General features: G+C 40.2%; 22 protein-coding genes. 16 read left to right on the top strand and 6 right to left on the bottom strand.

What is annotated here, in order from left to right:
* Positions 1-18: 18 nt before the first annotated feature.
* The 13 genes from IGL13_RS12905 to folP all read left to right on the top strand — a co-directional run bounded on the left by IGL13_RS12905 (position 19) and on the right by folP (position 13097).
* Complete coding sequence (locus IGL13_RS12905; RefSeq protein ID WP_002354724.1) at positions 19-1581, top strand: PucR family transcriptional regulator; 1563 nt, start codon at positions 19-21, stop codon at positions 1579-1581.
* A 681-nt stretch (positions 1582-2262) separates the two neighbouring features.
* Positions 2263-3537 (top strand): cytosine permease, encoded by a 1275-nt coding sequence (locus tag IGL13_RS12900; protein ID WP_002354725.1) that lies wholly within the window; start codon positions 2263-2265, stop codon positions 3535-3537.
* 19 nt (positions 3538-3556) lie between these two features.
* Positions 3557-4651 carry a DUF917 domain-containing protein gene (locus IGL13_RS12895; protein ID WP_002354727.1) on the top strand — a complete coding sequence of 365 codons (1095 nt, stop codon included), beginning with the start codon at positions 3557-3559 and terminating at the stop codon, positions 4649-4651.
* Positions 4652-6205, top strand: a complete 1554-nt coding sequence (locus tag IGL13_RS12890; protein WP_002378874.1) for a hydantoinase/oxoprolinase N-terminal domain-containing protein — start codon at positions 4652-4654, stop codon at positions 6203-6205.
* A 262-nt stretch (positions 6206-6467) separates the two neighbouring features.
* The gene (locus tag IGL13_RS12885) at positions 6468-7133 is read left to right on the top strand and encodes a hypothetical protein (protein WP_002354729.1); all 666 of its coding nucleotides are present in this window, start codon (positions 6468-6470) and stop codon (positions 7131-7133) included.
* On the top strand, positions 7111-8250 hold the full coding sequence (locus IGL13_RS12880; protein ID WP_002365444.1) for a helix-turn-helix domain-containing protein: 1140 nt from the start codon (positions 7111-7113) through the stop codon (positions 8248-8250). The genes IGL13_RS12885 and IGL13_RS12880 overlap by 23 nt, the downstream gene beginning before the upstream one ends.
* A gap of 22 nt (positions 8251-8272) precedes the next feature.
* Entirely contained in the window at positions 8273-8671 is a 399-nt protein-coding gene (locus IGL13_RS12875) for a hypothetical protein (RefSeq protein ID WP_002378872.1), read from the top strand.
* An 86-nt stretch (positions 8672-8757) separates the two neighbouring features.
* Complete coding sequence (gene gor, locus IGL13_RS12870) at positions 8758-10107, top strand: glutathione-disulfide reductase (protein WP_002354732.1); 1350 nt, start codon at positions 8758-8760, stop codon at positions 10105-10107.
* A 197-nt stretch (positions 10108-10304) separates the two neighbouring features.
* On the top strand, positions 10305-10667 hold the full coding sequence (gene folB, locus IGL13_RS12865; RefSeq protein ID WP_002354733.1) for a dihydroneopterin aldolase: 363 nt from the start codon (positions 10305-10307) through the stop codon (positions 10665-10667).
* Complete coding sequence (folK, locus tag IGL13_RS12860) at positions 10668-11153, top strand: 2-amino-4-hydroxy-6-hydroxymethyldihydropteridine diphosphokinase (RefSeq protein WP_002378871.1); 486 nt, start codon at positions 10668-10670, stop codon at positions 11151-11153.
* Positions 11147-11716, top strand: coding sequence for a GTP cyclohydrolase I FolE (gene folE / locus IGL13_RS12855; RefSeq protein ID WP_002399300.1), 570 nt, complete (start codon positions 11147-11149; stop codon positions 11714-11716). The genes folK and folE overlap by 7 nt, the downstream gene beginning before the upstream one ends.
* Before the next feature lie 3 nt (positions 11717-11719).
* A complete protein-coding gene (locus IGL13_RS12850) occupies positions 11720-12313 on the top strand; it encodes a non-canonical purine NTP pyrophosphatase (protein WP_002360924.1) in 594 nt (197 codons plus the stop codon).
* A complete protein-coding gene (gene folP / locus IGL13_RS12845) occupies positions 12306-13097 on the top strand; it encodes a dihydropteroate synthase (RefSeq protein ID WP_002401758.1) in 792 nt (263 codons plus the stop codon). Before IGL13_RS12850 ends, folP begins: the two co-directional genes overlap by 8 nt.
* 915 nt (positions 13098-14012) lie before the next feature.
* Here the strand turns inward: folP and IGL13_RS12840 are convergent.
* From IGL13_RS12840 to IGL13_RS12815, 6 genes are all read right to left on the bottom strand, one after another.
* Positions 14013-14378: a type II toxin-antitoxin system PemK/MazF family toxin gene (locus IGL13_RS12840; RefSeq protein ID WP_002370162.1), complete on the bottom strand. Its 366-nt coding sequence runs from the start codon at positions 14376-14378 to the stop codon at positions 14013-14015.
* Positions 14368-14613 (bottom strand): type II toxin-antitoxin system PemI/MazE family antitoxin, encoded by a 246-nt coding sequence (mazE, locus tag IGL13_RS12835; protein WP_002385128.1) that lies wholly within the window; start codon positions 14611-14613, stop codon positions 14368-14370. Before mazE ends, IGL13_RS12840 begins: the two co-directional genes overlap by 11 nt.
* A 303-nt stretch (positions 14614-14916) precedes the next feature.
* Positions 14917-15903 carry a polyprenyl synthetase family protein gene (locus IGL13_RS12830; protein WP_002354740.1) on the bottom strand — a complete coding sequence of 329 codons (987 nt, stop codon included), beginning with the start codon at positions 15901-15903 and terminating at the stop codon, positions 14917-14919.
* 37 nt (positions 15904-15940) lie between these two features.
* Positions 15941-16498: a Gx transporter family protein gene (locus IGL13_RS12825; protein ID WP_002354743.1), complete on the bottom strand. Its 558-nt coding sequence runs from the start codon at positions 16496-16498 to the stop codon at positions 15941-15943.
* An 11-nt stretch (positions 16499-16509) separates the two neighbouring features.
* Positions 16510-16932, bottom strand: a complete 423-nt coding sequence (locus tag IGL13_RS12820) for a NusG domain II-containing protein (RefSeq protein ID WP_002354745.1) — start codon at positions 16930-16932, stop codon at positions 16510-16512.
* 677 nt (positions 16933-17609) lie between these two features.
* A complete protein-coding gene (locus IGL13_RS12815) occupies positions 17610-19556 on the bottom strand; it encodes an NAD(P)/FAD-dependent oxidoreductase (protein ID WP_002354747.1) in 1947 nt (648 codons plus the stop codon).
* Positions 19557-19833: 277 nt separating this feature from the next.
* Here IGL13_RS12815 and pplA point away from each other — a divergent pair, with 277 nt between their 5' ends.
* The 3 genes from pplA to menA all read left to right on the top strand — a co-directional run bounded on the left by pplA (position 19834) and on the right by menA (position 23046).
* Positions 19834-20763 carry an extracellular electron transfer flavoprotein PplA gene (gene pplA, locus IGL13_RS12810; RefSeq protein WP_002378870.1) on the top strand — a complete coding sequence of 310 codons (930 nt, stop codon included), beginning with the start codon at positions 19834-19836 and terminating at the stop codon, positions 20761-20763.
* A 254-nt stretch (positions 20764-21017) separates the two neighbouring features.
* On the top strand, positions 21018-22085 hold the full coding sequence (locus IGL13_RS12805; protein ID WP_002354751.1) for an FAD:protein FMN transferase: 1068 nt from the start codon (positions 21018-21020) through the stop codon (positions 22083-22085).
* A gap of 13 nt (positions 22086-22098) precedes the next feature.
* Positions 22099-23046: a 1,4-dihydroxy-2-naphthoate polyprenyltransferase gene (gene menA, locus IGL13_RS12800; protein ID WP_002358958.1), complete on the top strand. Its 948-nt coding sequence runs from the start codon at positions 22099-22101 to the stop codon at positions 23044-23046.
* Positions 23047-23373: the final 327 nt, after the last annotated feature.

Here is a 23373-nt window from a genome sequence, read left to right as displayed (position 1 = left end):
CCAAAAGGAGGAGTAAATATGAGTGTCCGCGTGAATGATTTATTAAAATTACCGTCTTTGCGAGAAGCAACGGTACTTTCTGGTAAAAACCAATTGGACACATCTGTTGCTTCTCTTTCTTTTTTAGAAGTCTCTGATATGTCTTTGTTTTCGGAAAAACTTCACAAAACAAATGAATACCATGCTGGCGAAATTTTGATTGGTTCATTTTGTGCCATTCGTCATGATGTGGTGAAGCAATGTGAAACGATTCGGCATCTCCATGAATTAGGCGAAGTAGGCCTAATCTTGTACTACGTTGGGATTATCGTACCGAAAGTTGCAGAGGAAGTGATTCAATTAGCGGATTCTTTAGGTTTTATTTTAATCCAAATGCCTAAAAATGATCCCACATTACGCTACAACGAAGTCATTTATGAAGTCATGAAATTGTTAGTCAATAAAAATAAAATGGCTTCTTTTGCAACGGACCTCTTGGAAAAAGTTTCCCTTTTGCCTGAACAAAACCGCAGTGTGGAAATGACCTTGAAAATCCTATCCGATTTTTTAAAAGTCAACATTGCGTTAACCACCTATACCAATGAAATCATCAGCACCATCAATTGGCCGCGAAGCACGAAATTGCCCTTAACCAAGTTACTTTATCAATCACAAGAGAAAGTAGCGCTGGGAGAAACGACCTACTTCATTACCTCGCAAAAACTTCCTCAGAAAGATGGACAAACATTGAAGCTTTACTTCATTCGAGAAGAAGAGCAGTTAACCTCTTTTGAGATGAATCAAGCGGTGGAAGTCGTTCAGATGGCTCTGAATTTATGGGGGAAAAACTATGACGAAGTCAGTGAGTATGCCTTAGTCCAAGCAATCATTAACGATGAAAGTGATAAGATGTACCAATTAGCCAAAAAATTAATGATTGATATTTCTTCTGTCGAAACGATGTGGCTTTTGCCTATTTGGCAACAAGGACAAGAAATCCACGCTATTCAGCAAGATTTGAAAGATTTCCTACGTTACTATTACCAAACAACGATTGTCCAGCAAACAGAAAATTACCTGATTGTTCTCTTAGGTAATTATTTACACAAACAGCCTGAAGCCACGATTAGTAAAGAATACTTGCAAGCCACAGACTATCAGGACTATTTAGGTGAAATCATCCTTTGTCCGAAAGTTCGTAACACGACTGAAGTGCGTGTCAGCTACCAAACCGCTAATCAAGTCGCGCCGTTTTTAAAGCGCGTCTATCCACAAAGAAAAGTGTTATCAATCGCGGAAATTCGTACAGTTCAACAAATGATGACGTGTCTCCAAGCAGGAGAAGAAGCAATCCAACAACGCTTAGCAGTTATCCAACCTCTCTTAAAAGAATCAGAGCAGTTAATGACATTAGGAACGTTTTTACTAGATGCAAGTAGTGATTTTAAAGAATGCGGCGAACGCCTATTTGTTCATAAAAATACGGTCAAATATCGTATCAGTAAAATTAATGAAGCGCTCGGCTATGATATGACCAACGCCGCCGAAGCCTATGAAGTCTATTTGGCGATGATCTTATATCGCTTGGTCACGAATGAATGAAAAAAGCAGACAGAGGTCGGGACAGAAGTGTTTAACTCCGAGAACCACGTAGGTACTGTTCAACACTCTCAAAGGCTCAAATACATCGAGTAATCGCAGATGTCATCTATTTGCTTTGCAAATGGTGTTTCTCAGCAATAAGAAGGAATTTCCGAAAATTGTCATAAAACACAACGAGGTACGAGTTGATGTTGCATGATACCTACCCGGTGTTCTTTAATTTTTGGAGACCAAGTAGGTATTGTTCATCATCGAATCACTACGTTCTTCGTGATTCTCAACAATTTCGGCTTATTGTTTTCTCGCCAAAGGCTCGTCACAGTTTTATCCTTGTAAGTTCCGAAGGACCTTCACCAAGTAGGTACGATGATTTCATCTGTTCATGCTTCACAGTGAAACATCGCAACTCTTAGAGTTGTAGCTCTTTTGAAGGCTGTACTGTGACGAGACGCATGTCGAGAAAATACCTTAGAAGTTGTTGAGATCGGAGCAACGCATAGTGTTGCTTCTGTTTCCGCCGTTTATCAATTTTTAAGCCTGGGACAAAAATCCAAAGTGATTTTTGTCCCAGGCTCTTGTCTGCTTTTTTATTTTAAGCCAAAACTTCCTCGATATTTTTTTCAATTTGAAAAAGACCTATGACTGATTTTTCGTTATAATTGAAAAAATAATTAAGGAGGAATGAGAATGAAATTAAAAAACGAGCAACAACAATCGTGGCTTAGCTTAGCATTTGTTTGGGCGGGCGCAATGATTAGCGTGCCAGGATTAATTATTGGAGGAACGTTAGTTGCAGGCATGCCTTTATGGGAAGCTTTGTTAACAGGATTTATTGGTTACGGTATTATTGTTATTTTAATGATTTTACAAGGAATTCAAAGTTCCGACTTACAAGAACCTTCTGTCAAAGTCGCTTCTCAAGTGTTTGGCATTCAAGGTTCGCAAAAGATCATTTCTATTATTCTAGCGATTGCTTGCTTAGGTTGGTTTGGTTTGCAAGCCAATGTCAGCGGCGGCGCCTTCACGAACTTTTTAAAAATTTACGGCATTGATTTACCTGTGTCGCTTTCTTCCTTAATCTGGGGAATTATCATGCTTATTTCGGCTCTTTATGGCATAAAAATATTGAAAATTCTGAATTATTTTGCGGTTCCTGTGTTAGTTCTGGTTTGTCTTTATGGCTTGGTGGCTTCGTTAAGAAACAACGGTTGGGAAGCTGTTAGTCAATATACACCTCAAACAGCAGGAAGCTTTATGTCAGGTCTTTCAATGACTGTCGGTTCTTTTGCATTAGGCGCAGTAATTGCTGGAGATTACTCTCAATATGTTTCTTCTCGTAAAGATGTGGTTAAAGCGGCCACATTAGGGATTTTACCGACAGGCTTGTTGATGATTGGCGTTGGTGCGGTCTTGACCATTGCTTCGAACACCGCAGATATCACGGAAGTTTTTATGAATCTCGGTTTTCCAGTTTTAGGAATTATTGCGCTAATTTTAGCAACTTGGACCACGAATGCCGTGAATGCTTTTTCTGGCGGACTGGCCTTGATTAATGTCTTTGATATTCCAAAAGAAAAAGAAAAAGTCGCTGTCGGTGCGGCCGGCGCCATTGGAACCTTATTAGCAGTTGTGGGGATTTTAAATTACTTTACGCCGATTATGTCCGTCCTTTCTGCGATGGTGCCACCAGTGGCTGGTGTAATGATTGCTGCCTATTGGTTGATTAACAAAGGCGATCGAACCAAATGGCAGCCAACGCCTGGCGTGAATAAATTAGGTGTTTTTTCATGGCTAATTGGTGCTGCAGTGGGGGGCATTCCGGTGATTATGAGTTTCTTTCCCAATGCCCCTCAATTGCCTAACCAACCGCTAATTGGCATTGTTTTATCGTTTGTTATTTATTATTTCGGTGCAAAACGTCAACAGACGAACACCGAATCATTAGAAATGGAATGAAGAAGAGGAGTGTCGGAGAATGCGTTATTTAGATGCAGAAGCAATTGAGAATATAGCTACAGGAGCAGCTTTTTTAGGGACAGGAGGTGGCGGTGATCCCTACATTGGTAAAATGATGGCTTTGTCCGCCATCGAAGAAAACGGACCTGTCAAACTGGTTTCTCCAGAAGAAATTGCCGCGGAGGATTTTTTCCTACCCGCCGCAATGATGGGTGCCCCATCTGTCGCAATTGAAAAATTTCCCAAAGGCGACGAATTCGTCCGTGTCTTTGAGAAGTTAGGAAAATATTTAGACCAAGAAACGATTGCGGGAACCTTTCCAATGGAAGCTGGGGGCGTCAATTCAATGATTCCAATTGTTGTTGCAGCGAAGCTAGGCATTCCCTTGGTGGATTGTGATGGTATGGGTCGGGCCTTTCCAGAATTGCCTATGGTAACGTTCCATTTGAATGGGATGTCAGCGACCCCTATGGCAATTACCGATGAAAAAGGAAATATTGGCATTATGGAAACGATTGATAATACTTGGACAGAACGTCTTGCTCGTGTTCAAACGGTTGAAATGGGCGCCAGTGCTTTAGTGAGCATTTATCCCGCGACAGGCAAACAATTACAAGACTATGGTATTCACAACATCGTGACATTATCAGAAGAAATTGGCAAAGTGATTCGAGGTACCTATGCAGATGAACAAGAAAAACGCCAAGCATTAGTAGAAGTTACGGATGGCTTTGAATTGTTCCAAGGAAAAATTCTAGATGTAGAACGAGAAGTAAAAGGTGGCTTCAATTTGGGACGTGTCAAATTGAGTGGCTTAAACAGTGATGCTGGTTCAGAAGCAGTCGTCCATTTTCAAAATGAAAATTTAATTGCCGAGAAAGATGGTCAGGTGATTGCGATGACGCCTGATTTGATTTGTATGGTAGATTTAGAAACTTTAACGCCTGTGACAACAGAAAGCTTGAAATACGGCAAACGTGTCCAAGTAATGGGCTTGAAAGCGAATGCCGCTTGGCGAACGAAAAAAGGTATCGAAACAGTGGGTCCTCGGTATTTCGGCTACGAAATGGATTATCAACCACTAGAAAACTTAGTAGCGAAGGAGGACAAATAAATGTATAAAATCGGTATCGATGTCGGCGGCACAAATACAGATGCTGTTATTTTAGATCATCAATTAAACTTGATTCATTCAGTGAAAGTTCCAACAACCGATGATATTCAAACAGGGATTGCCGGCGCCTTAAATAAAGTCTTGGCAGAATCAGCAGTGGACCCAACCAAAGTCACACATGCAATGTTGGGCACGACCCAATGTACGAATGCCATTGTTGAGCGAAAAAAATTAGCAAAAGTTGGGGTCCTTCGTTTGGGCTATCCAGCAACCGCTTCGGTCTTGCCTTACACAGCTTGGCCCAAGGATTTAGTGGCCACTCTTTCAGAAACGTATGCTTTAGCACATGGCGGCTACGAATATGATGGACAACCATTGACTGCACTGGACGAAGAAGAATTACGTGGGATTTTGGCCTCTTGGCGAGGAGAAGTAGAGGCAATCGCAGTAATTGGCGTTTTTTCTTCTTTAAAAAATGACCAAGAATTGTTTGTCCAAGCACTTGCGAAGGAAGTGTTAGGGGCAGATGTTCCTGTATCTTGCTCCTCAATGATTGGGTCTGTCGGTTTAATTGAACGGGAAAATGCGACAATTTTGAATGCTGCGTTGCACAAAGTAATTAAAGTGACCAGCGAAGGCTTTGAACAAGCCTTAGAACAAGAAAAAATTCATCACGCCCAAGTGTACTTATGTCAAAATGATGGTACGTTAATGTCGTTAACGTATGCCAAACAGTTTCCTATTTTAACCATTGCTTGTGGACCAACCAATAGTATTCGTGGCGCTTCTTACTTAGCTGGTTTGAAAGATGCGGTTGTTTTAGATGTTGGTGGCACAACGTCAGACATTGGCGTGTTAGTGGATGGCTTTCCAAGAGAATCTTCACTGGCCGTTGATGTTGGCGGGGTACGGACCAATTTTAGAATGCCAGATATCGTGTCAATCGGTGTCGGCGGCGGCAGTCTAGTGCGTGAACAACCAGATGGTTCTGTGACAGTTGGCCCCGATAGTGTCGGCTACCGTATTACACAAGAGGCCCTTGTTTTTGGCGGCACACAATTAACGACCACTGATATCGCGGTTCGCTTAGGCCATGCCCAAGTCGGTGATCCTAGCAAAGTGGCTCATTTAGACCAAACGTTTGCGGAAAAAGTGTACCAAAAAATTGGCGAATTGGTCAGTGAAGCGATTGATCGCATGAAGACCAGTTCCGCAGACGTGACGGTCGTTTTAGTTGGTGGTGGGAGTATTATCATCCCCGAAGAATTGACAGGCGTTAAAGCGCTAATTCGCAACGAAAACGGAGCAGTGGCGAATGCCATCGGTGCCTCTATCGCTCAGATTAGCGGACAATACGAACAAATTTATGTTTATTCAAAAATCCAACGAGACGCGGCGTTGACTGATGCCCAAGAAAAAGCCGTCCAACAAGCTGAACTTGCGGGTGCAGTCCCTGGCACAATCGAGTTAGTCGAGGTGGAAGAAACACCACTCGCCTATCATCCAGAAAATGCAACCCGCTTACGAGTAAAAGTGGTTGGGAATATGTATTGAGGACCAGTGCAAAGCAAAAGTTATAAGAAGAGTTATTTGAAATATGAGGTCGGGCTAGGGCTGTCGATTGAAGTTTTATCCTGAAGAGTACAGAAGAAGCTATATCTGTCTCGCCGTTTATTTTAAAATTCAGAGTTAGGAAGGTAAGTCGAAATGACTTACCTTCCTAAGTTCATTTTTTTGTGTTGACATATTTTTTTAGAAAAGGCAAAATGTTAACATGGTATGTTGTTGGGGTGTTATGAAAAAAGGAGAGAAAATAATGAGTATTTTAAAAGAACATTTAAAAAGAAATTGTGATGCACGAATGGTTGGTGTTTTATCGTTAAGCATAAGAGAAGCATATCGCTACTTAATGGAGCTAACAGAAAGAGAATCTATTTTTCAACGAGCAGAAATGAAAAAAGTTTGGGGACACGTTCGGCATGGATTGGTTGATGTTGGTTTAAAACAAGTGTTAACTTCATCAGCAATCCCACATGAAATAGCTGACAAAGCTAGTAGTCGATATGTCAATGGTCATACGTACTTAATGATTGAAACCAAAGGCGCAATTTTAACGCCAGCGAAAGTTTTATCAGAAGCTTCAGTTCCTAAAAAGGCATTATTTAGAAATCGTGGGAGCTTATTAAATAAGCAGTATAATTTATTTGACAAACCAGAAGATTTAAATGAGTATTATGATGCCAATCAACCGCCATTCTTATTACTAACTTATGGCGGATCGAATCATCAATTACGTTTTGTTCGATTAGGGTTACCAGATATTGGAGTTGGTCGTTGGATTGACCAAATTGATATTACGCAGGCACCAGTTCTTTTAAAAAATCCAGAGGAAGTTCGTAAGGACCTACATTTGACTTTTACGTCAACCGCTGACGAACTGATAAGGAGAGGACTAGAAAATGAACGAGAGGTTGATTTTTAATCCAAAGCAATTAACTTCGGCTCGCATTGCACGAGGATTAACAATGAAAGAATTAGCCGAGAAAGCAGAGCTATCTAGGCAAATGATTTCGAATTACGAATCGGGAAAAACAATTCCTAAAGCAGATAGCATATTAAAACTAATTTCTGTTTTACAATTTCCCCGTAGTTTCTTTTCAGCAGATACATTTGAATTGTATTCAGGCGCAACTTTTTTTAGAAGCCGAAGTGCGGCAACGAAGAAAGTAAGAGATATGCAAAAAGAGCGGTTAAAATATGTGCAAGAAGTGTATAAAGTATTAGCAACATATGTGAACTTTCCCAAAGTTTGTTTACCAGAATTAATTGAAAAGAGTATTTATGAAATCACAGAAGAAGAAATTGTGAAAAAGGCTGAGGAATTACGGAAAATTTGGGGCTTAGACTTGATTTCGCCAGTCCCTAATCTCATTCAGTTGGCTGAACAAAATGGTGTGATTATTTCAGAAGCCAACATGTCCAATCCAACACTAGATGCGGTTTCGCGTTGGATGATTGGTCGGCCGTTTATTATGCTCACAGATAATCATGAATCTGCTGTCCGTCGTCGTTTTAACGTGGCGCATGAACTAGGACATATTTTATTACACAACGGTGTTGAAAGTATTCATGAGTATTCGCAAACAGAATTAAAGAACATTATTGAGTATCAAGCAAATCTATTTGCTGCGCATTTTCTCCTTCCTTCAGCGGCTTTTTCTGATTCGCTCTTGTCTATTTCGTTAGAATACTATATTGATTTGAAAAAGTATTGGAAAGTTTCTCTTCAATCAATGATTCAAAAAACATACACATTAGCGTTAATTAATGATGATCAACGTCTCTATTTAAATAAAAGAATTGCTAAAAATAAATGGAAAACGAAAGAGCCTTACGATGAACAACTGACTATCGAACAGCCAGAAGTTTTCCAAAAAGTTTACCACATGATTTTAGAGCACCAAGTCATTCCTGCAAGTCAACTAAATCAAGCTTTTAAATTACCTAAAGAAGAAATAGAAAAGATATTAGGAACAGCTATTCAAACGGAGCAGGACAAAACAGAAATTGTTCTTGAATTATTACGTTCTAACAAGTAATCAAAAAGAAGAAGGAATAACTATGGCTAAATTATTCGCCTACCAAATTGGTCAAAACCCTCGTATTCAAACGGACCTTTTGGTAGATCCTCAGCTGTTTGAAGATGAGCATGGCTGTGCGGGGGGTGTGGACTTCGGGTTAGCAGATTGTGTTCAAACCGGAATGTTTACAGATATTGAAGTGATAAAACGGTATCTTCACGAAGCAACCTACGTTTTTATTAATGGTGACTTTGACCGACTAAGTTATTTAGAAATTGGGATTGCACTTTCCTTAGGCAAAACACTTTATGTCATTACAATGAATCCAAACGTAACGAAAGAAGATTTAGGAATTTCCTTCGACAATGCTACGATTGAATTCCTTTCCCCCAGTGCTTTTACGGAACGAATCCATGAAACAGAAGCAGCAGAAAACTAAACAAAAGTAAGTAATACGACTGTCTTTTTTTGCTATTTTTTGCGATAATAAAGGAGAAAGTTCAAATTGAAAGGGAGCCAGAATAAATGAAAACCTATGATTATATTGTTATTGGTGGCGGTAGTGGCGGGATTGCTTCTGCTAACCGCGCAGGAATGCACGGAGCCAACGTCCTTTTAATTGAGGGCAACGAAATTGGTGGGACCTGTGTCAACGTTGGTTGTGTGCCTAAAAAAGTCATGTGGCAAGCCAGCAGCATGATGGAAATGATGGAAAGAGACACAGCAGGCTATGGGTTTGATGTTGAAATCAAAAATTTTAGCTTTAAACAATTAGTTGAAAATCGTGAAAAATATATTGACTTCTTACATGGTGCGTATAATCGTGGTTTAGACAGTAACAACATTGAACGTATCCATGGTTACGCTACGTTTACTGGGGAGCAAACAATTGAAGTCAATGGGACAGAATATACGGCGCCGCACATTCTAATTGCGACAGGTGGTCGTCCGAAAAAACTAGGTATTCCAGGAGAAGAATATGCCTTAGATTCAAACGGCTTCTTTGCGTTAGAAGAAATGCCAAAACGTGTGGTCTTTGTCGGTGCGGGTTACATCGCAGCCGAATTAGCAGGAACTTTACATGGCTTAGGCGCAGAAACACATTGGGCCTTCCGTCATGAACGACCATTACGAAGCTTTGATGACATGCTTTCTGAAAAAGTCGTAGAACGCTATCAAGAAATGGGCATGCAAATTCATCCGAATGCAACACCAGCTAAAATTGAAAAAACGGCGCAGAATGAGTACGTTATTACATTTGAAAATGGTGAATCAATCACGACAGATGCCGTGATTTTCGGGACAGGCCGTCAGCCGAACACGGATCAATTAGGCTTAGAAAATACGAAAGTAGCCCTTGATGAAAAAGGCTACGTCAAAGTAGATAAATTCCAAAATACCACGCAAAATGGTATCTACGCAGTCGGCGATGTCATTGGGAAAATCGACTTAACGCCAGTTGCGATTGCCGCTGGTCGGCGCCTGTCTGAACGCTTATTTAACGGACAAACCGATTTATATTTGGATTATAACTTGGTACCAACGGTGGTCTTTACCCATCCACCAGTTGCGACAATTGGCTTGACGGAAAAAGCAGCGCTTGAAGAATATGGTGAAGACCAAGTGAAAATCTATCGCTCTAGCTTTACGCCAATGTATTTCGCTTTAGGAGAATACCGTCAAAAATGCGACATGAAATTAATTTGTGTCGGCAAAGAAGAAAAAATTGTCGGTTTGCATGGCATCGGCATCGGTGTTGACGAAATGCTACAAGGCTTTGCAGTCGCTATTAAAATGGGCGCGACCAAAGCTGATTTTGATAATACTGTTGCGATTCATCCAACAGGCTCAGAAGAATTTGTAACAATGCGATAAAAGGCGAATAAACCCCAAAAAAGAGCGTTGCATCAGCAACGCTCTTTTTTGAATACACGAGTTATACTATTTGATTGGTAAAAAGTAATTTTTTATATCATACCAATAACCACTTTTCCATCTTTTAACTACTGACTTTTCCAAGAAATATGCTATGATTAAAAAAATCAGCAAAACAGAGGGTAGGGAGTTAGAGGATGGATAAAATTAGAATCAACAACTTGAAATTTTTCACAAAAAATGGTGTTTTGGCAGAAGAAAAACGTCTAGGACAGCAAGTAGAAATCGACCTTGAAATGCAGTTGTCGTTAGCTGAGGCAGGGCGAACAGATGATGTCACTCAAACTGTCAATTATGCCGAAGTGAATGAATTGATTGCCCAACGAGTAAACAATCACTCGTACGATTTAATCGAAGGTTTAGCGAGTGCTATTTTAGATGATATTTCCGCAGATTATCAAGAACAATTGAACAAAATTATCATTAAAATTAGAAAATATAGTGTGCCGATGCCCGGCCTTTTTGACAATATTGAAATTGAAATGGAGCGAGAAGTATAGATGATTGGCTATGTAGCATTAGGTAGTAACGTCGGCGATCCATACGCAAATTTAGTGAAAGCCCGCAATTATTTAAACGAAGACCCGCAGATTCAGGTCGTGGCTTCTTCAAAACTTTATGAAACGGATCCTTACGGCTATACAGACCAAGATGATTTTTTGAACGCCGTATTGAAAATTGATACTAGCTATACCGCTGAAGAGTTATTGGCTGTTACCCAAGGGATTGAGCAAGCAATGAAACGTAAAAAATTAATTCACTGGGGTCCGCGGATTATTGATATTGATATTTTATTATTAGGGGAACAGTCAGTCGCGTTGCCCCACTTACAAGTTCCTCATCAAGAATTAACAAAACGGTCATTTGTTTTGATTCCCTTAAGTGATGTTTACGCAGAGGAACAACTATTGGGCGCGCCAATAGCTACGTGGATTCAGCGCAGTGGCAATCAAGAAGAAGTGCGAGTAAGCGAAAAGGAATGGTAGAGATGGAGCAGGAAAAACAAGCGCAAATTGAGCAGGCAGTTATCACAATCTTAGAAGCAGTGGGGGAAGATACTCAACGGGCAGGACTCATTGATACACCCAAACGCGTAGCTAAAATGTATGCAGAAGTTTTTAGTGGATTAACCGAACCTGAATTTGATGATTATAAATTATTTGATAGCTTAAATGAAGGCGAAATGGTTTTAGTAAAAGATATTGCCTTTTATTCAATGTGTGAACACCATTTATTGCCATTTTATGGAAAAGTACATGTCGCTTATCTGCCAGAAGGTGGCAAAGTATTGGGACTAAGCAAGTTACCAAGATTAGTAGAACATTGTGCCAAACGTCCCACAGTTCAAGAAGATTTAACAGTGACAATTGCCCGCAAACTCCAAGAAAATATTCCCGTCAAAGGCATTGCAGTAGCCATTGAAGCGGAACATATGTGTATGACGATGCGCGGCGTGAAAACACCACAAAGTAGCACCAAAACATTTCAATTTACCGGACTATTTAAAGAACAAGAGTGGAAAAATCAATTTTTAATGGAGATACGTTAGAAAATGGAAATCATTGTTGGCACGAATAACCAAGGTAAGTTAAAAGAAATGCAATCAGGACTTAAGGACCCCGCTATTCAACTTGTCTCTTATCGAAAGTATACAACCAGTCAAGAACAACCTGCAGAAACTGGCACTACGTGTGCTGAAAATGCTTATCTAAAAGCTCGCTTTTTCCAACAATTAATTGGCCGCCCAGTGTTAGGTGATGATGGCGGCTTAACGTTAACTGCTTTTCCTGATTTATTAGGTATTCATACAAGCCGCTTTTTCCATTCAGCCAATCCGGAAGAACAGAACCGCGAACTGTTGCACTTATTTGAAGGGCAACAGTCGACCCGAGAGTTAACCTTATCAGCCACGTTGGTCTATGTACTCGACGACGACAAACTGTTGCAAACGGAAGCCACTTTGACTGGTGAATTAGTTGAACCGCGCGGTACAGGTGGTTATGGCTTTGATCCGATTATTTATTTACCAGATCGAGGCAAAACCTTAGCGGAGTTGTCCACGAGTGAACGAATGAAGATAAGTCCTAGAATGCGGGCTTTACGAAAGATGATTCAGCAGATAAAGGAGCAATGTGACAATGATTGATTTAAAAAAGAATTACCAAATTATGGGGATTGTCAACACGACCCCCGACTCTTTTTCTGATGGCGGTAGCTATACAACGGTCGACGTGGCCTATCAACATGCGCTTCATCTACTAGAAGCGGGGGCCGATATTTTAGACATTGGCGGCCAATCCACACGTCCTGGCTACGAAGAAGTTTCTCCACAAGTTGAGGCAGACCGAGTATTACCGTTAATTAAAAAAATACGTGAGACTTCTCTAGCGCCGATTTCTGTGGATACCTACTATCCCGAAGTAGCAGAAGCCGCGATCCAAGCTGGCGCCACAATGATTAATGACATCAAAGGATTAGACACTCCGGGGATGGTAGAAGTCCTCGCACAATATCCTGAAGTCCAAGTTGTGATTATGCATTCCAGAAAACACCAATCCCTTTCTTTAAAAGAAGAGTTACACCAATTTTATACAGAAAAAATTGAACAATGCCAAAAATATGGGCTTTCCTTAGAAAAAATTTGTTTCGATCCAGGGATTGGCTTTCATAAAACTGTCGCAGAAAACCTTCAACTGTTAAAAGATCCTAACGCCTTTCGCTACCAAGATTATCCGTTACTGTACGGCGTTTCTCGCAAACGAACTATTGGCGCTTTAACGAACGAACCAGAACCAGCCAACCGTGATTTTGGCTCAGCCGCTGCTTCCTTGTATGCAGCACAACAAGGCGTAGAAATTTTACGTGTTCATAATGTCCAAGGCTTAAAACAAACATTTGATGTCTGGCGAGCATTGTCGGAGAAGGAGTAAGGGCGGAGCAATAGACTAAACAGACCGACCATCAAAAAAGATGGTCGGTCTGGTTAGTCTAAAAAATTTTAGTTGGCTAAATCGTTTTATCCCAGTAAACGGTGCGCGATTTTTATTACAAAAGAAAGCGGCTGTTGAATAATCAGGAAAGAAAGCGTATTCTAGGAAGGTGCAAATGTGTTATACTACACAAGTAGGAAGTTTATGACGGTGGCAATTTCTCAAAAAAAGGGGGACTGCCAATGTTTTTGCTTGTTTGCTCTTTCCCTAGAAAGGAATAGTAGTGACTGTCTTTGAAGCATTGATGCTTGCGATTGCTTTCGCAACATTAATTGTCAAAATCAGTAATAAAAACGACAAAAAATAAACCCGTCATAACTTTTAGCGAAGATTGACGGGTTTATTAACCAATAAATTAAAGCTACCGTCTTAAACGGTCTACCCGAGAGCGTATGTCTAGTACGCTCTCTTCGTGTTTATTATAGCAAGTTGAAACGGAAAAGTCGAATAGTAAATAAAAAAGAAAGCGTATTCTAGGAAGGTGCAAATGTGTTATACTACACAAGTAGGAAGTTTATGACGGTGGCAATTTCTCAAAAAAAGGGGGACTGCCAATGTTTTTGCTTGTTTGCTCTTTCCCTAGAAAGGAATAGCAGTGACTGTCTTTGAAGCATTGATGCTTGCGATTGCTTTCGCAACATTAATTGTCAAAATCAGTAATAAAAACGACAAAAAATAAACCCGTCATAATCTTTAGCAAGGATTGACGGGTTTATTTATCCACAATTAAAGCTACCGTCTTAAACGGTCTACCCGAGAGCGTATATCTAGTACGCTCTCTTCGTGTTTATTATAGCAAGTTGAAACGGAAAAGTCGAATAGTAAATCATATATGCGTGTTCAGTTGAAGCCGAATTAAACAGCAAAAGAAAAGTTTTGTAAAAACTTTTGAGCAATTTCGTAAAATGTTTCTTCGTCTAACGTATCTACATATTTTATTCTGCGTTGTGCCTGTTCTGTATAGTCGAGTGAATAGACTTGGAGTGTATTCACTTTACTTACTGCATTATCGGAGGTATGAAGTTTTTCGCTATAAATAGGGACAAGAAAAGGACGTTCCTTATCCAACGAGGTTATTGGACAGACAATAACTAAATTTGTTGAAATATTGTAACTGTCTTTGCTCATTACGAGAGCAGGTCGTCGTTTTCTGATTTCATAACCTTTAGAAGGCGCAAAGTCGATAATAACAATATCTCTTTGAGTTGGTTTATAGCCCATCAACTTCTCCTCCGCTAGGTGAATAATCAATCGCTAATTCAGGAAGATAAAACTCTCCTTCAGCAGTATTTTCAAAAAAATCTTCTACTTTTGGAATCAATGCGATGGAGCCATTATTTTTGCGAAGAATAACAAATTCTTCCCCTTCTTTAACTCCTAAAGTAGCAGGAATTGTTATAACTAATGAGTTTCCTTGTTTTCTTGTTTTTGTTGATGTCATAGCTAACACCTCCATTTTTTAATTAGTATAACATGTATTCACTAGGTAATACAAATTAGAGATGGAATGAAGCATCAAAAGTAGTTAAGTTGTATAAGTAACAACATTAATTGTCAAAATCAGTAATAAAAACGATAAAAAATAAACCCGTCATAACTTTTAGCGAAGATTGACGGGTTTATTTATCCACAATTAAAGCTACCGTCTTAAACGGTCTACCCGAGAGCGTATATCTAGTACGCTCTCTTCGTGTTTATTATACCAAGGTATCACCTAAAAAGCTAGCCGCTAAATCCTCAATAGGATCCAGCGGCTTTTTTAATTTTCTCTTGTCAAAATCGTTTGTGTAATTTCATACAATTGTTCTTTCGCTTGGGCCTTTGTTTCAGGAAGTTTGCTGATTTCTTTCAGCGCTTTTTCTGTGTAATGAGTGGCTAATTGTTGGGCCTTTTCTACGCCACCTAGTTCATGGACAAGACGATAAATTTCCTGTGTTTCTTCATCGGTCAAGGTTTCTTTTTTCATTAAAAGTGGCAACAAGACTTCACGATTGGCTTCAAGTGCATAAATCAAGGGCAAAGAATACACGCCTTGACGTACGTCTTCTAAGACGGGTTTGCCGATAGCGTCAGCAGTTTGTGTATAGTCCAAAATATCATCAATAATTTGAAAAGCCAGTCCGATATTTTCGCCGATTTCACCACAACGTTTGGCAAAACGTTGGGAGGTGCCACTTTCATAGGCACCGACAAAACAACTTAGCGCAAACAGTTCCGCAGTTTTCCCGGAAATGTTTTTTAAATATTGGTCAATCGTTACCTCGAAATTATAGCGATTGTCCATTTGACCAAGCTCACCAGTCAGGACTTTTTCCATACTGCGCGAATTTAATTGAATGCTTTTTAATGAAGAAGAATAATCAGATAAGAGCTTGAAACAGCAAACAAAAAGATAATCGCCTGTATACACGGCTGTGCTATTTCCAAAGCGCGAACGCAATGTTGGCAAGCCACGACGCGTATCAGCTTCATCGACAATATCGTCGTGAACTAACGTGGCGGTATGCAGTAATTCAATGGAAGCCGCTAACGCTGTCGCCTTTTTAGGGTCCCGCTGTTCACCAAAATAAGAGAACAACAGTTGGTAGGCTGGACGTAGCAATTTGCCGCCAGAATGAATCATGTCATGGACAGCAGCTTGAATCTCTTGATTATCGATTTGAACCGCTTGTTCCATCAAGCGAAGAGTAGTTGTTAATTCTTTTGATAACGTAGGATAGGTATTCCACATAGGATGTATATTCATAAGATGACTCCTTTAATTGTGGCGGACAGGTTTTCAATTAGAAAAATTGACTCCACTTATGTTTCGTTGTTTGTTCATAATTCAGTTGGAATTTTCGTAACGTCTGGACATGTTGTAGTAAATAATTAGCGGCAATCCCAATGGCAATCCCCGAAAGTAACCCAAACAGAGATAAAAATGGTAAGTACAGCATCGGCGCCCACGAATGAGCAAAGAAAGAGGTCGTTAGCAACTGACCAACGTTGTGTAAGAAACCACCAACGGCACTAATCCCGATAATGCTGACCCGTTTTGGCCCCAGCTGCTTGACAAGTAACATGCCGAAATAACTTAATAAGGCACCACTGGCACTATAGAAAAAGGTCGAAAGTGTGCCGCCTAGTAATGTCGTTAAAATCAAACGTAAACAGACCAAGAAAAAACTATCACGCTTACGCATGGTGAAAATCGCAATAATGGTAATTAAATTTGCTAGACCGAGCTTTGCCCCAGGAGCAAATGCGAAAGGGTAAGGAATCATATTTTCGATTAAACCAATAATGACCCCTTGGGCAACGAGCATAGCAATATAAATATTCTTGTGTAATTTGCTCATAGTTGTCGTGCTTAATAAATTAAGCTACCGTCTTCACTCCCATCAGAAGCTTCCACGGTGATAAACAAATTGTGGGGTAGACAGGCAATCGGGGTTTCACCAGGTTTGGAAATCCAGCCTCGTCGAACATCCACTAAGTCAGCACAGTTGGCTTCCTTCACGCGGATACGATCACCATCTACTTCAATCAGGTTGTAATCACCGTCTTTTGCTTCGTATTTATATGTATAATGCGGGCCGTCCTTTTTTAAGTCAAAGACTTTGATTACTTTGTTGTCTACTTTCAAGACTGCTTGATACGTAGCCGCTTCTTGACCACGGTTTTGCATGGCAAAAACAACAAGGGGCAGAAAAGAACCAAGAACTAAAATAGCAATAATAATAACGTCCCATGTTTTCAAGCGACTTTTCTTAATGAATTCTTTGATCGTCATTTTCTTCTCTCTCCTTTGGTGTTTTTTTCTTGTCTATCATAACACAGTGAACGAGCTTGGAACAAAAATTATTTTGAATTTTTGTTCCAAGCTCAAAAACTGATAAACGGCGGGAACAGAACCAACACTACGCGTTGCTCCGATCTCAACAACTTCTAAGGTGTTTTCTCGACATGCGTCTCGTCACAGTACAGCCTTCAAAAGAGCTACAGCTCTAAGAGTTGCGATGTTTCACTGTGAAGCATGAACAGATGAAATCATCGTACCTACTTGGTGAAGGTCCTTCGGAAATAAGCCGAAATTGTTGAGAATCACGAAGAACGTAGTGATTCGATGATGAACAATACCTACTTGGTCTCCAAAAATTAAAGAGCACCGGGTAGGTATCATGCAACATCAACTCGTTCCTCGTTGTATTTTATGACAATTTTCGGAAATTTCTTCTTATTGCTGAGAAACACTATTTGCAAAGCAAATAGATGTTGAACAGTACCTACTTGGTTCTCGGAGCTAAACGATTCTGTCCCGACCTCAGTTGAGTCACCATATTATATAAAAGAAAATATGTGGGACAAAAGTCATGCTTGACTGCTGTCCCACATACTAAATCCTATGATAGTCAGCTGGAGACATGTGTCTCAGCTTTTGCTCGTAGTTGTCAATCGATGATCGATTGCTTACTTACCGCCGTATCTAGCTTTCGGGGTACCATACCATGCTTTACCAAGTTTGCGTTGAATCCATGGAATTACCCAGCGGTCTAAACCGACAGCACGGCCTGAACCGTTCATCAAAGCAAAAGCGACAAAGATAAACCAGATATTTACCCAATAGAACATGCCAGATAAACAGAAGGCAATTGTTAAACCAATTGTAGCAGCACTTGATAACCAAGTGAATAAACCAGCAATCAATGCTAAAGCAATACATACTTCAACGATTGTCATGAATTTTTGCATGAACAAAGCAACTTCTTGGTTTGGCATCATAAATTTCATTACGCTTTCGAACCATTTAGGCATGTGATCAAACACTTGCATTGGTGTTTCGCCGTAAGCGTAGCTTAAACCAAAGTGCGCTGCTTGTGTTGCCGCATCGGCACCACCGCTTGCCGCCGCATCCGCCGCACCACTTGCAGCAGTTGTTGCTGTTTCAGTTGCTTGAGAAGCACCTGTTGTTACTTGTTCTTGTAACCAAGGGAATGGGAAAACGACTTTATCTGTGAACCAAGAACCGTCACCAAACCAAGTGCTTGGTTTCAAGTAATCGCCGTTGCCGACAATTTTCTTCATTGATTCGACTAACCAAACCATACCATAGAAAACACGTAGCGGAACACTCCACAAGACATTGCCGTAACGAGACGTATGTCCGCGAGCAACAGAACGATCATCTTTAATATGGAAGATTTCGTGCATAATGTATTGGAACATGTAGTAACCAGAACGAATATCAAAGAAGTATTTCAAGTTAACGATATGTTTCATAATGATGGCTAAGAAACCACTCAAATGAATTTTATCGAATAAGTTGGCAACGCCCCATTTCGCGCCGATGGAAACCATGAATCCTTGGTAGTTTCCTTTAAAGGCGTGTTTTTCGCCACCTTTAATATCTGCAACGATGTTGGCAGCCGCAGTATGACCTGTTTGTTCAGCCGCTTGAACGATTTGAGGAGTTGGTGTATTTGGTGTTTCTTCGTAATAAACCAAGTCACCAATGATATAAATGTTTTTGTCTTCGTAGCCTTTTGCTTGCATGTATTCATTCGCAACTAAACGACTACCACGGGCTGCTTCTAAACCAAAGTCAGCGGCATCAGAAGTTGCTTTCACACCAGCTGTCCAGATTAACGTATGCGTTGGCACTTCAGAACCATCTTTTAATTTAATGTGATCTGCTGCAACTTCAACGATTGGTGAGTTCAATAATAATTGAACATTTTTCTTTTCTAGATAACGTTCTGCTTTGGCAGCATCGTTACGAGATAACATGTTTAAGATGGTTGGCATTGCTTCAACAACCATTAATGTAATTTCGTCTGGATCAATTTTGGCATCTTTCGCTAAACGATCTTTCCAGTCGATTAATTCGCCGACCATTTCGATCCCAGTAAAACCAGAACCACAGACAACGAATGTTAACATTGCTTTGCGTACTTCAGCATCTGGTTCGATGGCTGCTTTAGCAACGGTTGCTTCAATGTGATGACGAATTTTCACTGCATCATCAAATGACCATAAGGTGAAACCATTTTCTTTCACGCCTGGTGTTCCAAAGTCGTTTGGTTCGCCACCCATACCCAGAATTAACTGGTCAAATGGATAAGAACCTGCTAAAGTTTTCACAACTTTGTTTTCTTTGTCGATCCCAGTAACAGTATCTGTTACCAATTTTACGTTTTTCTTGCGTGAGAACAAACGTTGTAAGTCGTATTGAATTGCTTCTGGTTCAACACGTCCGCCTGCTACTTCATGCAATTCGGTCATCATAGTGTGGTAAGAATGGCGATCAATCAATGTGATTGTTACGTCCGTATCTTTTTTAAATTTCTTTGCTAGAAATTTAGTAGCTGAAACGCCAGCATACCCAGCACCTACAACGACAATATTTTGCTTTGTCATTGACAATCCGCTCCTTAATATTGTAAGTAGTAAAATAGTGATAATGATTAATAAGTACACAATCGACTAACATTATATAAGTATTTCACGAATTTGTCTAATATAAATTTTAATTGTCAACAAATTTACTCCAACGATGAGTTTTTGATGAAAAAAAGACCGAAATGTAAATATTTTTAGGGGATGGTCTTGACAACGTTTTTAAAACCATTATAATGTGTAATGTATCACAAACTTTTGATGTTTGTGAAAATCATGAAAGAAAAGGTGACTATCAATGAAAGTGAATAAATTTGTTAAAGGTTTTGCGGCAATTGCATTATCAAGTTTAGTCTTAGCAGCATGTGGTGCAGACAAGAAAGACAACACAACGAACTCTTCTAGCGCAGCATCTTCAGAAACGAAAAAATCAACTGAATCATCAGCACCAGCGAAAAAAGTTGCCGGTGGCGATTTAAAAGATGGTACGTATAAATTAGAAGAAAAAAATGAAAAAAATGGTTACCGTGCAGTCTTTGAAATGACTGTAAAAGACGGCAAAATCACTGAATCTAAATATGACAACATCAATGCTGACGGCAAATCTAAAACAGAAGACACTAAGTATGAAGAAAGCATGAAAGCAAAATCTGGTGTTGGACCAAAAGAATACATCAAACAATTAAACGATTCTTTTGTTAAAGCACAAAGCGCAAGCGGTGTGGAAGTAGTAACTGGTGCGACTCATTCATCTGAATCATTCCAAAACTACGCACAACAATTAATCCAAGCAGCACAAGCTGGTAACACAGACACAATCGAAATCGACAATGGGGCAACATTGAAAGATGGTACGTACTCATTGAAAGAAAAAAATGACTCAAACGGCTACCACACAACATTCTCAATGACTGTGAAAGATGGTAAAGTGACTGAATCTAACTACGATAACGTGAACGCTGACGGCAAATCTAAAAAAGATGACACTGAATACGAAAGCAAAATGAAAGACGTTGCTGGCGTTGGACCAAAAGAATATATCGAAACATTAAACAAAGAATTTGTTAAAGCAATGGGCGAAGAAGACGGCTCACCTGCAGGTGTTGAAGTGGTAACTGGTGCAACACACAGCACACATTCATTCATCAACTACGCACAACAATTAGTGAACGCTGCTGAAAAAGGCGACACAACTGAAATCGTTGTTGACAACATCGTAACAAAATAAGTAATAATAAATGAATCGTGAAGTAGTTCCTGAAACGCTTTTCAGCAATTACTTGACACCATTGAGGGGTTGGGAAAAAGTCGGTTGGCTGACTTTCCCGCCCCTTTTTCTTCGCTAGTTCTGTCCATCATTTCACAAATTTTTTCACAGAAATTTGTGAATTTCCAAGAGAAAGACTTTTCATTTTTTCCAAAAAAGGCTACTATGCAAGAGAACTTATTTTTTAATTAAAGAAGGAAAGAAGAGGGAATCCTATGAAAAAGAAACTTCTGCTCATGGTGAGTGTTCTAGCAGTGCTGTTTGTGGCAGCTGCTTGTTCCTCAAAACCAGAAGCGAAAATTAATACAGAACCATACTCTGACCGTCAAACAATGCTTGGTACCTACGTTCAAATTCGCATCTACGATGATGGCAAAGAAGACGTCTTACCGAAAGCCTTTGCCCGTGTCAAAGAACTAGGCGATAAAATCACGGTCAACCAACCAGGTTCAGAAATTGATGAAATCAACCAAGAAGCAGGCGTAAAACCAGTCAAAGTCTCAGATGACCTGTATCCTTTGTTGAAAAAAGCCTATGAATACAGCAAAGACTCCCGCGGCGGCTTCGACATGGCAATTGGCCCAATCACCTCTATGTGGCACATTGGCTTCGATGATGCTCGCAAACCAAGCCAAGCCGAAATTGATCAAGCCTTGAAACTCGTTGATTACACGAAAGTCAAATTCAACGACAAAGAGCAAACCGTTTACCTTGAAGAAAAAGGCATGCAATTGGATTTAGGCGCAATTGCCAAAGGCTTCATCACCGACGAGGTCGTGAAAGTCCTCAAAGACAACGGCGTCACCACCGCTATCGTCGATTTAGGCGGGAATGTTTACGTCTTAGGACACAGCCCACGTGGCAAAGACATGGATTGGACAGTTGGGATTCAAGATCCGAATAAAGCCCGCAACACAGTCTTAGGTCAAGTCAAAGAAAGCAACAAAACCTTAGTCACATCAGGAATTTATGAACGCTACTTAAAAGTCGATGGCAAAACGTACCACCATCTCTTTGATCGTGAAACTGGCTATCCGTTTGATAACGACATCGCGGGTGTTACCATTATCACCGACAAATCCATCGATGGTGATGGTCTCTCAACAGCCGTCTTCTCAATGGGCGTCAAAAAAGGACTAGAATATGTCGAAAGTCTGAAAGGAACCGATGCCATTTTCGTCACAAAAGACGACAAAGTCTACATCAGCAAAGATATCGAAGGCAACTTTGAAATCGGCAAAGACTCTGGCTATACGATGGGGAATCGGGCCGATTTGAAATAAGGAGCGACTAAAAATGTCTTTAAATGTGTTTTTAAAAGTAGTGGAAATTCAGACGAAGCTTGCCAGTCTCTTTCCCTTCATTATCGGGGTCTTGTTTTCAATGACCTATTTCGGGGAAGTCCAGTGGGGCAACACGCTGGTTTTCTTCATTGGCATGGTGGTCTTTGATATGGCCACCACCGCCATTAACAATTACATGGACTTCAAAAAAGCCAAATCTGACGTCTATAAATATGAAGAAAATATTATCGGACAATCAGGCGTTTCACCACAACTGGTCCGCAACATGATTTTCGCCATGATTGCCTTCACTGCCGTTGTGGGTGCTTACTTGACGGTTCAAACAGGCTGGCTCTTCCTCGTATTAGGGGGGATTTGCTGCTTCATCGGGATCTTCTACACGTATGGACCGATTCCGTTATCCCGCATGCCCTTGGGGGAAATTTTCAGTGGCTTCACGATGGGCTTAGGCATCTTCGTCTTAACCGTTTACTTGAACGTCGTCACCAATCCGCCTTTTTACTTAACGGTCGATTTTGCTAGCGGCGCCTTTCGCTTAGACGGCAATCTCTGGGCGGTACTTGCGATTGTCGTGGCGTCCTTGCCCTTGGTCTGTTCGATTGCTAACATCATGCTCGCCAACAATTTACGGGACTTAGACACGGATATTGAGAACCACCGTTATACATTAGTCTATTATATCGGGCGCCCAGCAGGGATTGTGCTGTTTCAAGTGTTAGCGCTAGCTGGTTATCTGGTGATTTTATTCGGCTTCATTAGTGGTATTTATCAATGGCCAGTGTTAATTACATTTGCTACTTTGCCTGTCATTTGGAAAAATATTCAAACGTTTAAACAAGAATTGCCGCAGCCGAAAAGTTTCCGTCATTCCATTAAAAACTTAATGGTTTTCAATGGCACCTATGCCTTAGGGCTATTAATTAGTGCGTTGCTTGGCTAGATTCTTAAAAAAGTAGAGAAAATACGAAAAAAATACTGTTTTTTTTCAAGCGACTTCTTCAAAAGTGTTACACAAAGCTCAAAAAGTTAGTATCAATTACTAACTTTTTGAGCTTTTCTCGTTAAATGGCTAGAAACCTTAAACTTTTGTCGGGGATTTTTGATAAAAATTGACTAAAATCGCCTTTTTTTAGTAACGATTATTAAATAACGGACGTTGTAAACCTTAGTATAACAAGAACTTTCAAAATTTTCGCAAGAGGTGCGAAAAAAACGTCAATTCCTAAGGGGGGGTTCTTTGTTATTATAGAGGTATGAAAAAAGGTTG

Source organism: Enterococcus sp. DIV1937, from assembly GCF_050535975.1.
Taxonomy (GTDB): domain Bacteria; phylum Bacillota; class Bacilli; order Lactobacillales; family Enterococcaceae; genus Enterococcus; species Enterococcus faecalis.
This window is presented reverse-complemented; position numbering and strand designations above follow the sequence as displayed.

Bases quoted from the DNA above. Each gene is read 5' to 3' on its own strand.
- IGL13_RS12825 (WP_002354743.1), bottom strand. From the start codon at position 16,498: ATGAGCAAATTACACAAGAATATTTATATTGCTATGCTCGTTGCCCAA.
- IGL13_RS12905 (WP_002354724.1), top strand. From the start codon at position 19: ATGAGTGTCCGCGTGAATGATTTATTAAAATTACCGTCTTTGCGAGAA.
- IGL13_RS12895 (WP_002354727.1), top strand. From the start codon at position 3,557: ATGCGTTATTTAGATGCAGAAGCAATTGAGAATATAGCTACAGGAGCA.
- IGL13_RS12815 (WP_002354747.1), bottom strand. From the start codon at position 19,556: ATGACAAAGCAAAATATTGTCGTTGTAGGTGCTGGGTATGCTGGCGTT.
- IGL13_RS12875 (WP_002378872.1), top strand. From the start codon at position 8,273: ATGGCTAAATTATTCGCCTACCAAATTGGTCAAAACCCTCGTATTCAA.
- IGL13_RS12820 (WP_002354745.1), bottom strand. From the start codon at position 16,932: ATGACGATCAAAGAATTCATTAAGAAAAGTCGCTTGAAAACATGGGAC.
- IGL13_RS12805 (WP_002354751.1), top strand. From the start codon at position 21,018: ATGAAAAAGAAACTTCTGCTCATGGTGAGTGTTCTAGCAGTGCTGTTT.
- folP (WP_002401758.1), top strand. From the start codon at position 12,306: ATGATTGATTTAAAAAAGAATTACCAAATTATGGGGATTGTCAACACG.
- menA (WP_002358958.1), top strand. From the start codon at position 22,099: ATGTCTTTAAATGTGTTTTTAAAAGTAGTGGAAATTCAGACGAAGCTT.
- IGL13_RS12880 (WP_002365444.1), top strand. From the start codon at position 7,111: ATGAACGAGAGGTTGATTTTTAATCCAAAGCAATTAACTTCGGCTCGC.
- IGL13_RS12840 (WP_002370162.1), bottom strand. From the start codon at position 14,378: ATGGGCTATAAACCAACTCAAAGAGATATTGTTATTATCGACTTTGCG.
- IGL13_RS12830 (WP_002354740.1), bottom strand. From the start codon at position 15,903: ATGAATATACATCCTATGTGGAATACCTATCCTACGTTATCAAAAGAA.
- IGL13_RS12885 (WP_002354729.1), top strand. From the start codon at position 6,468: ATGAGTATTTTAAAAGAACATTTAAAAAGAAATTGTGATGCACGAATG.
- IGL13_RS12890 (WP_002378874.1), top strand. From the start codon at position 4,652: ATGTATAAAATCGGTATCGATGTCGGCGGCACAAATACAGATGCTGTT.
- IGL13_RS12850 (WP_002360924.1), top strand. From the start codon at position 11,720: ATGGAAATCATTGTTGGCACGAATAACCAAGGTAAGTTAAAAGAAATG.
- pplA (WP_002378870.1), top strand. From the start codon at position 19,834: ATGAAAGTGAATAAATTTGTTAAAGGTTTTGCGGCAATTGCATTATCA.
- folE (WP_002399300.1), top strand. From the start codon at position 11,147: ATGGTAGAGATGGAGCAGGAAAAACAAGCGCAAATTGAGCAGGCAGTT.
- folB (WP_002354733.1), top strand. From the start codon at position 10,305: ATGGATAAAATTAGAATCAACAACTTGAAATTTTTCACAAAAAATGGT.
- mazE (WP_002385128.1), bottom strand. From the start codon at position 14,613: ATGGAGGTGTTAGCTATGACATCAACAAAAACAAGAAAACAAGGAAAC.
- folK (WP_002378871.1), top strand. From the start codon at position 10,668: ATGATTGGCTATGTAGCATTAGGTAGTAACGTCGGCGATCCATACGCA.
- gor (WP_002354732.1), top strand. From the start codon at position 8,758: ATGAAAACCTATGATTATATTGTTATTGGTGGCGGTAGTGGCGGGATT.
- IGL13_RS12900 (WP_002354725.1), top strand. From the start codon at position 2,263: ATGAGAATGAAATTAAAAAACGAGCAACAACAATCGTGGCTTAGCTTA.